The 11613-nt window shown below is 34.0% G+C and carries 16 protein-coding genes; 14 read left to right on the top strand and 2 right to left on the bottom strand.

The window, feature by feature from the left end; genetic code table 11:
- Nucleotides 1-40: 40 nt before the first annotated feature.
- Nucleotides 41-196: a lmo0937 family membrane protein gene (locus C7437_RS11665; protein WP_111439912.1), complete on the bottom strand. Its 156-nt coding sequence runs from the start codon at nucleotides 194-196 to the stop codon at nucleotides 41-43.
- A gap of 240 nt (nucleotides 197-436) precedes the next feature.
- Here C7437_RS11665 and mntR point away from each other — a divergent pair, with 240 nt between their 5' ends.
- The 7 genes from mntR to C7437_RS11630 all read left to right on the top strand — a co-directional run bounded on the left by mntR (nucleotide 437) and on the right by C7437_RS11630 (nucleotide 6511).
- Nucleotides 437-856, top strand: a complete 420-nt coding sequence (gene mntR / locus C7437_RS11660; RefSeq protein ID WP_111439911.1) for a transcriptional regulator MntR — start codon at nucleotides 437-439, stop codon at nucleotides 854-856.
- A gap of 36 nt (nucleotides 857-892) precedes the next feature.
- Nucleotides 893-2386 (top strand): GGDEF domain-containing protein, encoded by a 1494-nt coding sequence (locus tag C7437_RS11655; protein ID WP_111439910.1) that lies wholly within the window; start codon nucleotides 893-895, stop codon nucleotides 2384-2386.
- On the top strand, nucleotides 2365-3249 hold the full coding sequence (locus tag C7437_RS11650; RefSeq protein ID WP_111439909.1) for a CvfB family protein: 885 nt from the start codon (nucleotides 2365-2367) through the stop codon (nucleotides 3247-3249). Before C7437_RS11655 ends, C7437_RS11650 begins: the two co-directional genes overlap by 22 nt.
- 106 nt (nucleotides 3250-3355) lie before the next feature.
- The gene (locus C7437_RS11645) at nucleotides 3356-4270 is read left to right on the top strand and encodes a DUF1002 domain-containing protein (protein WP_111439908.1); all 915 of its coding nucleotides are present in this window, start codon (nucleotides 3356-3358) and stop codon (nucleotides 4268-4270) included.
- Between the two features lie 153 nt (nucleotides 4271-4423).
- Nucleotides 4424-5392, top strand: coding sequence for a ring-cleaving dioxygenase (locus C7437_RS11640; RefSeq protein WP_111439907.1), 969 nt, complete (start codon nucleotides 4424-4426; stop codon nucleotides 5390-5392).
- Nucleotides 5393-5425: 33 nt separating this feature from the next.
- Entirely contained in the window at nucleotides 5426-5707 is a 282-nt protein-coding gene (locus tag C7437_RS11635; RefSeq protein ID WP_111439906.1) for a GNAT family N-acetyltransferase, read from the top strand.
- Between the two features lie 330 nt (nucleotides 5708-6037).
- Nucleotides 6038-6511 carry a DUF4064 domain-containing protein gene (locus C7437_RS11630; RefSeq protein WP_111439905.1) on the top strand — a complete coding sequence of 158 codons (474 nt, stop codon included), beginning with the start codon at nucleotides 6038-6040 and terminating at the stop codon, nucleotides 6509-6511.
- Nucleotides 6512-6533: 22 nt separating this feature from the next.
- Here C7437_RS11630 and C7437_RS11625 read toward each other — a convergent pair whose 3' ends face one another.
- On the bottom strand, nucleotides 6534-7025 hold the full coding sequence (locus C7437_RS11625; RefSeq protein WP_111439904.1) for a GNAT family N-acetyltransferase: 492 nt from the start codon (nucleotides 7023-7025) through the stop codon (nucleotides 6534-6536).
- 93 nt (nucleotides 7026-7118) lie between these two features.
- Between C7437_RS11625 and C7437_RS11620 the strand changes: the two genes are divergently transcribed.
- The 7 genes from C7437_RS11620 to C7437_RS11590 all read left to right on the top strand — a co-directional run bounded on the left by C7437_RS11620 (nucleotide 7119) and on the right by C7437_RS11590 (nucleotide 11557).
- Nucleotides 7119-7571, top strand: coding sequence for a GNAT family N-acetyltransferase (locus tag C7437_RS11620; protein ID WP_111439903.1), 453 nt, complete (start codon nucleotides 7119-7121; stop codon nucleotides 7569-7571).
- Nucleotides 7572-7645: 74 nt separating this feature from the next.
- On the top strand, nucleotides 7646-7957 hold the full coding sequence (locus C7437_RS11615) for a hypothetical protein (RefSeq protein ID WP_111439902.1): 312 nt from the start codon (nucleotides 7646-7648) through the stop codon (nucleotides 7955-7957).
- Nucleotides 7958-8219: 262 nt separating this feature from the next.
- Nucleotides 8220-8501 carry a diacylglycerol/lipid kinase family protein gene (locus C7437_RS11610; protein WP_111439901.1) on the top strand — a complete coding sequence of 94 codons (282 nt, stop codon included), beginning with the start codon at nucleotides 8220-8222 and terminating at the stop codon, nucleotides 8499-8501.
- 83 nt (nucleotides 8502-8584) lie between these two features.
- Nucleotides 8585-9382, top strand: coding sequence for a helix-turn-helix transcriptional regulator (locus tag C7437_RS11605; RefSeq protein ID WP_111439900.1), 798 nt, complete (start codon nucleotides 8585-8587; stop codon nucleotides 9380-9382).
- An 88-nt stretch (nucleotides 9383-9470) separates the two neighbouring features.
- Nucleotides 9471-10253 carry a membrane protein insertase YidC gene (yidC, locus tag C7437_RS11600; RefSeq protein WP_111439899.1) on the top strand — a complete coding sequence of 261 codons (783 nt, stop codon included), beginning with the start codon at nucleotides 9471-9473 and terminating at the stop codon, nucleotides 10251-10253.
- A 50-nt stretch (nucleotides 10254-10303) separates the two neighbouring features.
- On the top strand, nucleotides 10304-10549 hold the full coding sequence (locus tag C7437_RS11595) for a hypothetical protein (protein WP_111439898.1): 246 nt from the start codon (nucleotides 10304-10306) through the stop codon (nucleotides 10547-10549).
- 102 nt (nucleotides 10550-10651) lie between these two features.
- Nucleotides 10652-11557: a M15 family metallopeptidase gene (locus C7437_RS11590; protein WP_111439897.1), complete on the top strand. Its 906-nt coding sequence runs from the start codon at nucleotides 10652-10654 to the stop codon at nucleotides 11555-11557.
- The last annotated feature ends 56 nt before the right edge of the window (nucleotides 11558-11613 follow it).

Raw genomic sequence — 11613 nt, 5'->3', positions numbered from 1 at the left:
TGCCTGTCGGGGCAGAGATAGGCGCTTCCGCTTTTCTTATTTAAAGTGATCGTTTTCCAGTAATAAGTTGGAAGACGAAAATAATACCTGCAATGATTAGTAAAGTATGAATAATTCCTCCACCAATATTTAAAACTAAACCTAATACCCAAAGTACAACTAATACAACTATGATTGTCCATAATATGTTCCCCATTTAAATCATCCCTTCTTTTAATAAGTCAGTGTATATGTCACTACTAGAAATTTACCCCGTGTCTAACATTGTTAAACATACTGTAGTTTGTTAAAATGAAAGATGAGAAAATCCCACATATAGGAAAGAAACCTTATCTTTCTGATAGGGTTTTATTTGTTTCATGAGCTTGTAACTGTATTTGTGGTAGTGGAACATATGTAGTAAAATATACATAGCAGTAACGAAAGGAAGATATGTATGCCAACACCTAGCATGGAAGATCACATTGAACAAATATATTTGTTGATAGAGCAGAAAGGGTATGCTCGTGTGTCTGACATTGCAGAAGCATTATCAGTCTTACCATCTTCCGTAACAAAAATGGTGCAAAAATTAGACAAAGATGACTTCTTAATATATGAGAAATACCGTGGACTTACATTAACTTCAAAAGGATTGAAACTTGGCAAAAAATTAGTGAAGAGACATGAGTTATTGGAAGATTTTTTACGATTAATAGGTGTGAAGGAAGAGAATATCTATAATGATGTAGAAGGAATAGAACATCATTTAAGTTGGAATTCCATTGATCGTATATCAGATTTAGTTCTTTTCTTAGAAGAAAACCCCTCCTTGCAAGTAAAACTTTTGGAACTACAAGAAGGTACACATGAGTAATGACTTCATGATGTTTGGTTGGTAAGGGTGTAGAAAATGGATAAACTTCGTACAAAGCTGTTCCTATCGATTATTATATTTGCTCTCATATTAGTAACCACGGTTTCGTATGTAAATAGACAAATGTTAAAAAATGACATGATGGATCAAGCAGAAAATAGTCGTAACAATATAGAGAGTAATATAATCGATGCAATGGAATCTGTCGATAATGCGTATTACTATTTTGATTCTTCTATTACGCAGTCGATGGAAAATCAAACGCTGAATTTATTGGCGAGATACGAACGAGATCCAAACATACTGGACTGGGACTTATCGGTTATAGCGAAAGAAATGGGTATGGAAATTTATATCTTGGATTATTCGAATACAATCGTAAATACATCATTTGAACAAGATATGGGATTAGACTTCTCTAAGTGCTGTGAAAACTTCTCGAATTTATTAAATGAGAGACGTGAAGCGGGTACTTTTTTTAGTGATGGAATCGACGTATCTACTCAAACAGGTGTCCCAAAAAAATTTAGCTATCAGGCAACCCCGGATAAAAAATATTTAATTGAGTTGGGTATTGATTTAACAGAGGAACCTATTCTTCAAGCATTTGATTTTGTAAAAACAGCAAAAGCTCAAATTGTTCTATATGAAGAACTGTTAGATGTACGTATTTATAGTACGGATGGATTTGCATTAGGTATTATGGAAGATAGATCAATTGAAGATATGTCCGAACAATTTCAAAAGGCATTTGAACAAGCTTGGACTGAATTAAAGCCTGTAGAGTACAACATAACAAAGAACGAAGGGGTTGTAGAAACATATCGTTTTATTCCATATAAAGCGCTTGAAGATAGAGGAATCTCTACGGAACGAGTTCTTTTTGTGAAGTATGATAATAGTACAGATTTAAGTATGCTTGAGAAGAATATGCAACAGTTTTGGGTATTACTATTACTAGCATTAGCTATTTCTTTTATTGTATTACTTGTTGTTATTCGAATACTGACAAATACAATTAATCTGGCAACTTATGATTCATTGACTGGCGTGTATAATAGAGCAACATATATGAGTAAAATGGATGAACTTCTCATGAAACGTAAAAATTTTAAAACATGGTTAATGCTTATTGATTTAGATAATTTTAAACAAGTGAATGATCAATATGGTCATAATAAAGGTGACTTAGTATTAGTGAAAGTGTCACAAATACTAAAAAATGTAATTGGAAAAAAAGGATTTGTTTCACGTTTTGGTGGAGATGAGTTTGCTGTTATTGTTTATGATGCAGACGAAACGGCTATTAATGAATTAGCGCAGCAAATTACTAACGAAGTCAGAACTGTAAAAGATATGCAATCAGAACAAGAAATGTGGAATGTATTATCTGTGAGTATTGGGGCGGCAATTTTAGAGGAATTGGATGAAAGTGAATCTAGCCTATTTATTCGAGCAGACAAAGCGTTATATCATTCAAAACAAGAAGGCAAAGACCAGTTTTATGTATGGTCAGAAGGAGAGCGATAATATTGATAGGATCAGCATCAGGAGAAATATTAAAATTACAAGTTAAGGCACAGGAAGGTTCTAGGTGGGTCCTAGAGCATCATGAATTAGAGATCCCGTTGAATGTTTCAGAAGCACCAGAAGAATTACAAATAGGGGATACAATTGAAGTATTCCTTTATGTAGATAGACGTGGTAATTTATCAGCTACAACTCAACTTCCGACGATTCAAAAAGGAACATACGGATGGGCGAAAGTGATTAAGGTAACTGACAATGAAGGAGCTTTTGTTGATATTGGAACAACGAAAGAAGTTTTAGTGAAATCAGAAGATCTACCAAAGCTTAGAGAATTATGGCCTGCGAATGGGGATCATTTATATATCACTCTTCGTACAGACAAAGATGGAGAATTGTTCGGTAGAGTTGCAACAGAAGATCGCGTTGAAGAGTTATATATAGATGCACCGACAACAATGCTCAATCAAAATGTAGTAGCTAGACCTTATAGACTTCTTCCAGTAGGAACGTTCTTATTAAGTTTCCCAGAGAATTACCGTATATTTGTACATGAGTCAGAGCGTACAGAAGAACCTAGACTAGGTCAAGATGTCACAGTTCGAATCATTGATACAAAAGAAGACGGTTCACTAAATGGTTCATTACTTCCTCGTAGACATGAACGTTTAGGAGATGATGCAGAATCGATTTTCCGCTATTTAAATGATGTGGGTGGAAGAATGCCTTTTACAGATAAATCTGATCCTGGAGAAATTCAAGAAATGTTTACAATGAGTAAGGCAGCATTTAAACGTGCTCTGGGTAAATTAATGAAAGAAAAGAAAATAGTTCAAAAAGATGGCTGGACAGAGCTGAATAGTTAATAGATCAATACAGATAAATTGGAGTAAGAAGAATCGATTAGTCGGAACTTTTTACTCTTTTTTACGTTATTAATGAAGGAATGGGAAGGAAAGGGGTTACTTGAGAATGAAAAAATTATTAATGCCATTTATCGCAGCTATACTAGTGTTTGGAGTTATGATTACGCCATCTATCACGTATGCAGCAGTTACGGATACAAAAGTAGAGGTAGTTAATGAAAAATTTGGAGCACCTATTATAGTCTATGGGGGAAATTTAACGGATGATCAAAAAAGTAGTGTAAAGAAAAGCTTACAAGTAACGGATGCATCTGATATTCAAGAAATAGTTGTTACTGGAGATGATTTAGTAAAATATTTAACAGATGGTGATGCATCTGCTAGATTGTTCTCATCTGCTAAAATTACTAGAAAAGATGCTGGAGAAGGTTTAGTCATCAATATTGTCACTCCGGATAATATTACGGAAGTATCTTCGGATATGTATGCGAATGCGATGCTTACTGCTGGTATAGAAGATGCAGTGGTAGATATTGCTGCTCCAAAACCAGTAACGGGTCACTCGGCATTAGTAGGTATATACAAAGCCTATGAAGTAGCTGGAGGCGAACTTGATCCAGAACGTACAGATGTTGCGAATGATGAACTATCTGTGGCAACGACTCTTTCAGAAAAAGCAGGAATTGACGATGCAAAAGTAAGTGAATTGCTTACAGAAATTAAAACGCAAATTGCCGAGCAAAATCCTGTATCAAGAGAAGAAGTAGAAAAAATTGTTTCAGAGCAACTTGCTAATTTTAAAATTGAGCTTTCTGAAGAAGATCGTCAATTACTAGTCGATTTAATGGATCGAATCCGTCAATTGGATATCGATTTCAGTAAATGGTCGGATCAACTTAATGATTTTAGTAAAACGATTGAAGATAAACTTAGTGGCATTGTAGAAAATGAAGGTTTTTGGGAAAGTGTCAAAAGCTTTTTCAACAATCTAATTGATTCAATTCGTTCAATTTTTAGCTAAAAGTGCACCCTAATTGTCTGTAAAGGCAACTAGGGTGTTTTTTTTATGATTTATTGGATATGCTAATAGTTTGCAGAAACTGCTCTTTTTTGGTAAAATTAGAATAATTAGAATGTCTCGAATTCAAGATAGAGTAAATTGGAGGAGTTAACAATGAACTTAGCAGGAATACATCATGTTTCTGCAATTACGGCAGATGTAGATAAAAACCACGATTTTTTCACACGAATTTTAGGCATGCGCTTAGTGAAAAAAAGCGTTAACCAAGATAATCCATCTTCCTACCATTTATTTTATGCAGATGCTGTAGGAACACCAGGAACAGATATGACGTATTTTGACATTCCAAGTGCAGGTAGAACATATCCTGGAGTATCAAGTATCAGCAACACTGGATTGCGAGTAAAAAGTGAAGAAGCGCTGAAATTTTGGATTGAAAGATTTGATGAATATGAAGTATCGCACGATCAAATCATCGATAGATTTGGTAGAAAGACGCTATACTTTGAAGACTTCGAAGGATCAAGACTAACGCTTGTTGTTGATGATGGGACAGGAATACCTTACGGAAAAGCATGGGTTAAAGAAGGTATCTCTGCAGAACATGCTATTGTAGGACTTGGAGCTGTGAAACTAACGCTTCGTCAACCAGAGGCAACGCAAAGAGTGCTAACAGATATTATGAAGTTTACATTTGTTGGGACCTATCCATCTGAAATCGTAGATATGCCAGATATTTTAGTATATTCAACTGGCGAAGGTGGACCAGCGGGAGAAGTACATATCGAAACACGTACAGATTTGCCAAAAGAAAGGGCAGGTCGTGGGAGTGTTCATCATGTAGCTTTTCGTGTACCAACGATGGAGGATTACCCGAAATGGGAGGAATTACTTCGTGCGAATGGTTTCGTAACATCAGGGTTAGTAGATCGCTATTACTTTAAAGCAATTTATTTTAGAGAACCTAATGGAATTCTATTTGAACTTTCAACAGATGAACCTGGTTTTGATTCTGATGAACCGATGGACGCGCTTGGTGAAAAATTAGCATTACCACCTTTTTTAGAACCCCAAAGAGAACAAATTGAAGCTAAATTACGCCCGTTGTCAATAAATAGATAAATATGTTAAAATTCAGAAAAGGAGATGTGATCAATGGAATTCGAATACAAAGAGGTAGGTAGCGAAGAATTTGCCTATGAATATAATCAGAATGGTGAAAAACTAGGAGAAATTACGTGGACAATTCTTGGTGATGTAATGGTAATGGATCACACTTTTGTTTCTGATAAATTACGAGGTCAAGGTGTAGCGAAGAAATTACTTGATACAGCTGCAACATATGCCCGTGAAAATTCGTTAAAAATGGAACCAGTGTGTTCTTATGTAGTATCAGCATTTAATAAATCTGATGAATACGACGACATAAAAGCATAACAATATAAAAGGCAATCCGCTTATGCATATAGTGGATTGCCTTTTATATTCCTTGCCTTAAATAGAAGTCAAAAGCATTATAATTCCTGTTAATATAGACGCACCTGCCAATGTATAAAAGAAATCCGACTGACTAAATATTATCTTTCTTTCCATGTATTTCATCCTTTCGAAATGTTTGATACTATTTAATTACCCCGCCATTTAATATTTAAACGGGTTTATTTTATCTTCTATAGGGAATTTAAAAATATAGATGAAACTTTATGGTAGTATATGCGTAGATTAAATAAGGGAAATTTATTTATTAATAATGGGAGGTAAATCTATATGTCACGTACTGGAGAAATAGTGTTAGCTTCTATAAGTGCCGTCTTTACTGTCATCGGAATTATTTTATTAGCAATGATTGTAATTGGTGGAAATACTGCGTTTCAAGATGCAGCATTTATTTCAGAGTTTGAACAAGAAATATTAAGTGATCCAACTTTTACGAGTCAAGATACAGAAGTAATTACACAATTCATGGAAGTGTTTATTGATTTATTTGGTTTATTTGGATGGGGTTTCATCATCTTATTAGTAATTAGTTTAGTCCTAAATATAATCGGTATCGTTTCAGTTAATAAGAACAAGAAACCGAAAAGTGCAGGTATTTTGTTCATAGTGGCAGGTCTGTTTGCAGGGGTTCTTTCGTTAACATCTATTTTGTTATATGTAGCAGCAATTATGTGTTTCGTACGTAAACCACCCATTCAATTTGCAGAACAAGAAGAATACTATACAGCGAAAGAAACATTATAACTTTAAAACACCGACTTCTAATTTAGGAAGTCGGTGTTTTTACTGGAAGAACATATTTAGCTGTTGAAATAGAGTGACCTTCAAAATATTCATCAAATTCTTCTAAGCATTCAAAACCAAAATTCTCATAAAAACCGCGAGCACTATCATTTTTACTTTCTACATAAACATATAGTTGTTGTACATTTTTCATTTCTCGTAACCCAGCATGAAGTAGTTTGTTGCCATACCCATTTTTTTGGTATTCAGGCAATAAATAAATAGCGGTCAGTTCGGAATCACCATCTTCATCAACGTAAGTGAAGTTTGCAAACCCAATAGCCTTTCCTTCCGTTTCAGCAAGTAAGAAAATTGTTTTTTCAATTCGTTTAGCTAACATTATATTGGAATATGCTTTATTTAAAAAAAGTTCTTGAATATCATCAGGAATAATATTTTTGTACGTATCGTTCCAACTGATCTTAGCGATTTGTTGAACAATTGAAATATCCTGAAGAGTTGTCGCTCGAATCATTTGAAATCACCTCTAAACTCTTTTTGTAATCATAACAAAAATATAGTCATTCTTCTACTAATGTGTAGGATAATAAAAAGAGGAGGGATAAAAATGGTAACAGAACTACTGAAATTTCAAGAATTTTCAATTGAACGATTATATGAAGTGCTAAAACTCCGTGTAGATGTTTTCGTAATAGAGCAAAATTGTGCTTACCCAGAGTTAGATGCATTCGATCAATATGCAATGCATCTATTGTTTATAGAACAGGATGAAGTAATTGCCTATAGTAGAATTTTCCCACCTGGTGAAATGTACGAGGAATGTACTATTGGGAGAGTTATCGTGAAAGAAAAAGCTCGGGGTAAAGGATTAGCAAAGCAATTAATGCAAAAATCTATTGATGAAGCTGAGCGATTATGGGGTGTAGATAGGATAAAGATTTGTGCACAAAGTCATTTAGAAAATCTTTATAGTTCACTTGGATTTGAATGTACGTCAGATGAATTTTTAGAGGACGGCATTCCACATATTTATATGATTAGAAAAAAACATTCAAATTAGGTGTTATTTTCGAAAATTAAGGGTATGTATTAAAATATAGCATTAAAATTTCGAACACTCTGGAGGGTTTAATAATGGCGAAAAGTAATAAATCACTTTTATTGGCAGGTTTAGCAGCAGGAGCTTATGCATATTTCAGTAAAAAAGAAAACCGAGATAAAGCATTAGTAGCTTTTAATAATACAAAAACGAAAGTAAATTCATATATGGAATCTCAAAAGTATAATCGTTCTGACTCAACGGAACAAGGTAATCCGGATCCATATGATACGCAAGACAACAATATGGTAGATGAAGGCGCAATGACTAGCGTGCAATATTATAACGAAGAAGCGCAAGACAAGACTAAAAAGACAGCTAGTGAAGATGTAGAGCAAAAATTATAATTAAGAAAAGAGTAAGCGCCTATCTCTGCCCCGACAGGCAAGGCGCTGTAGCTAGACATACTATGCAGAAATTTTATATACTTTCTTATCTCTGAAAAGAATGACTCATCATATGATGAGTCATTTTTTTATGGAAATTCTTCTTCATAATTTTTTATGAAAGCTGAGCACTTATTTATTAATTTGAACGGTTTTAAAATAAGTGAAACAGGGAATATAAATCATAAAAATGCATTATTATGGAGGAGTTTAACTTGAAAAAATGGCGCCGAATGCAGAGGTAAATGATGGGCTTTTACATGTCTTTATTATAAAAGAAGCAGGAATACCTTCAGTTATAAAAATGGGAGCTAAAATTCTACTAGGAACATTGGAAGAAGACAAAGGAGTAGAGGTAATTCAGACTACCCAAGTAGTAATCGAATCTGCTAAAATACTAACTTGTAATGTAGATGGTGATGAAGGAACTAGTACTCCAGTCCGATTGAAGGTGATTCCTAGACACATAGAATTATTGATACCGAAAAAAGTTAGGGATCATTAATTATAAAAATTCCATATTACTAAAAACTAATGTAGTATAAGCCTGACTCTTGAAATTTTTATGCAAAGAAAGATGAGGTTCCTATGCAACGCTCTGACAAACTATTTTTAGATTCCTTCACAAAAATGTACATGAAGGAAATAAATAATCCAACAAATGCAGAAAGAAATGAACAATTCTTTATCCTCAAAAATCAATTATTCCATGACATGTCTTCTTTTCAGGTAGATGGGGCTAAAGTTTGCTTAAGACAAATAATAGATATTATTATTGAAAAAACGGGGGAAAACCATAGAGAAAATATGATTGTCCATGTGAAAAATTTTTATATTCAATTAGTAGCGTTTATGGCAAGCAAATTATATGAGAATCAAGTACCTAGCGATAAAGTACTTGCGTTTAACAATTCATGTGTAGAAGTGATAGAAACAAAGATGAATGATGCGCAATTTATGCAATGCGGATATGAATTAGTAGAATTTTTTGTGAAAATCGTAACTGAAAGAAAAACCCCGAATTTTGGACATCAAACAGTAAACAAAGTTATAATGCACATCAATGATCAAATGGAAACTGAATTAACTGTGGAACAAATAGCTAAACGCTTTAATATTAGTACAAGTCATTTATCACGCATTTTCAGAGAGCATACTGGAGTGACGTTAGTTGAGTACTTGAACGTGCGTAAAGTAGAAGAGTGTCAGTATTTTTTAAGGCATACGAATAAAGGGATTTCAGACATTTCAGATGCATACCATTTTTGTAATCAAAGTTATTTCACACGTATATTCAAAAAATATTCAGGAATCACCCCGAAACAATTTAGAGATAATCAGGATTATCCTACGTTTAAATATAGCTTTCCAAATAATAATTTATAAATAGAGTACTAGAATACCATCTCCTATTTGATAAATTGCTTATTAGTAAGGTATACTTCTTGTAGTTTGAAAAATGAAGGTGAATGTATTGAAAAAGAAAATTAGTTTACTGTCTATACTTGTGTTTACCGTGCTATTACTAACTGGATGCGCGGGAGTAGAAAACAAAGAAGGTACGTTTTATAATATTTTGGTAAAACCTTTTGAATGGATGATTAACTTTTTTGGTGAAATATTCAATGGTAGCTATGGATTAGCGATCATTGCAATTACTCTAATTATTCGTTTTGCACTTATGCCGCTTATGTTAAAAAACTATAAGAATCAACAAGGCATGAAGGTAAAAATGGATAAACTGAAGCCAGAAATGGATTCAATTCAAAAAAAATTAAAAGAAACAAAAGTTAAAGAAGAGCAAATGGCTTTACAGCAAGAAATGATGGGGCTGTATAAAAAGCATGGTGTAAATCCACTAAATATGGGTTGTTTACCAATGGTTATTCAAATGCCAATTGTTATGGGATTATACTTTGCTATTTTATATTCAGATGTTATAAAAGAGCACCAATTTTTATGGTTTAACTTAGGTTCTCCTGATATTGCAATGACAATTATTGCTGGGGTTGTGTATTTCATTCAAGCAAAAGTATCATTATGGACGGTTCCTGAACAACAAAAGCAACAAATGAAGATGATGATTTATATTTCTCCTATTATGATTATGTTTATATCCTTTAGTTCAATGGCTGCATTGCCGTTATATTGGGCTGTTGGTGGGATCATTTTAATATTCCAAACATATTTAGGACGTAAATTCTATTCAAATCATCCTGAAAAAGCAGAGGAATCTGTAGAAAAAACAATAGTATAAAAAAACGAGGCTTTTTTAAAGCTTCGTTTTTTTCTTGAGAGGTGTTAGTAATGAAGAAAAATTGGATTATAGGTACCATAATTGTAATTGCGGCACTTGCTTCCCTAATTTTTATTATAAAAGGGAATTTTAATATGGCTGTTCTTTTTATGACAGTTGTTTTTGCTTTAAGTAATGGCTATCGAGCGGTTAGTTTTAAAGAAAAAGGATATATCCGTGAAGCGAAGTGGATGAGGGGAATGTCTATTACTTTTGTAGTATTGTTCTTTATCGTATTGGGCATTATTCTATTTTAGAAACGTATAACAACCAAAAGTTCATGCGGTTTTTATTCGTAACAAACGTCTAAAAATGTTAAACTAGAATTATCGCAAATGGAAAGAAGGAAGACCTAAGTTATGCAATCGAGATATGATTTATCAAAAAAGAAAAACCAAAAGAAATGGCAATATGTTATTTCAGGCTCTTTAGCTAGTTTGTTAATAGCGGGAATTGTCCTTTGGGTTGGTATGAATGATTGGGATATAGATAAAAGCATCGATGAAGTACGAGGAATTATAAATCCAAAACAAGCAGATTTAGAACCAAACCAAATAGAAACGTCTGATAATGTACAAGAGAAAGATACGGCGGCTGTAGAGGAACCTGTTCAGGAAGCTCCAGTGAAAGAAGTACCTGTGAAGGAAGTGCCAGAAGTGGACATGTCTGGAGCAAAAGGGTATGTGGGTCACGAGACATTACCGGCAGAACCGACAATGGTTCAAGGCATCCTAGTAGCAAGTAAACAGTATCCATTACCATCCACATATGCACCTGGAGAGAGTAAGGAAGCACGAGCGAGTTTTTCAGAGATGGCAGCAGAAGCTAAGCTTTCTGGCTATGAACTTGTTGCTTTTAGTACGTATCGCTCATTTGATTATCAATCGCAGCTTTACGAAAGGTATGTAAGCAATGACGGGCAAGAAGCTGCGGATCGTTACAGTGCACGCCCAGGCTATTCCGAGCATCAAACAGGTTTAGCATTTGATATAGGAGAAGAGCTCTTTGAAGAGCACTTTGCAAGTGAAAGCTTTGGTGAAACAGAAGCAGGAAAATGGGTTGCAGCAAATGCAGCTAAATATGGTTTCATCATGCGTTATCCTAAAGGAAAAGAAAAAATAACAGGATATATGTATGAACCATGGCATTTCCGTTACATTGGAGTAGAACAAGCAGGAAAAGTATATGAATCCAAGTTAACATTGGAAGAATACTTGAATTTGCAATTTAGAAAAGCGGAAGCGCCTATTACTGACCACGAGTAAAGGTTTTATAGTTTACTGTGTAATAAAAAAGTATGTACAATATATGACGTTGGTGA

The sequence above is a fragment of the Psychrobacillus insolitus genome, from assembly GCF_003254155.1.
GTDB classification, from domain to species: Bacteria; Bacillota; Bacilli; order Bacillales_A; family Planococcaceae; genus Psychrobacillus; species Psychrobacillus insolitus.
Note: the sequence above shows the minus strand (reverse complement) of the source record. Positions and strands in the feature narration are given on the sequence as shown.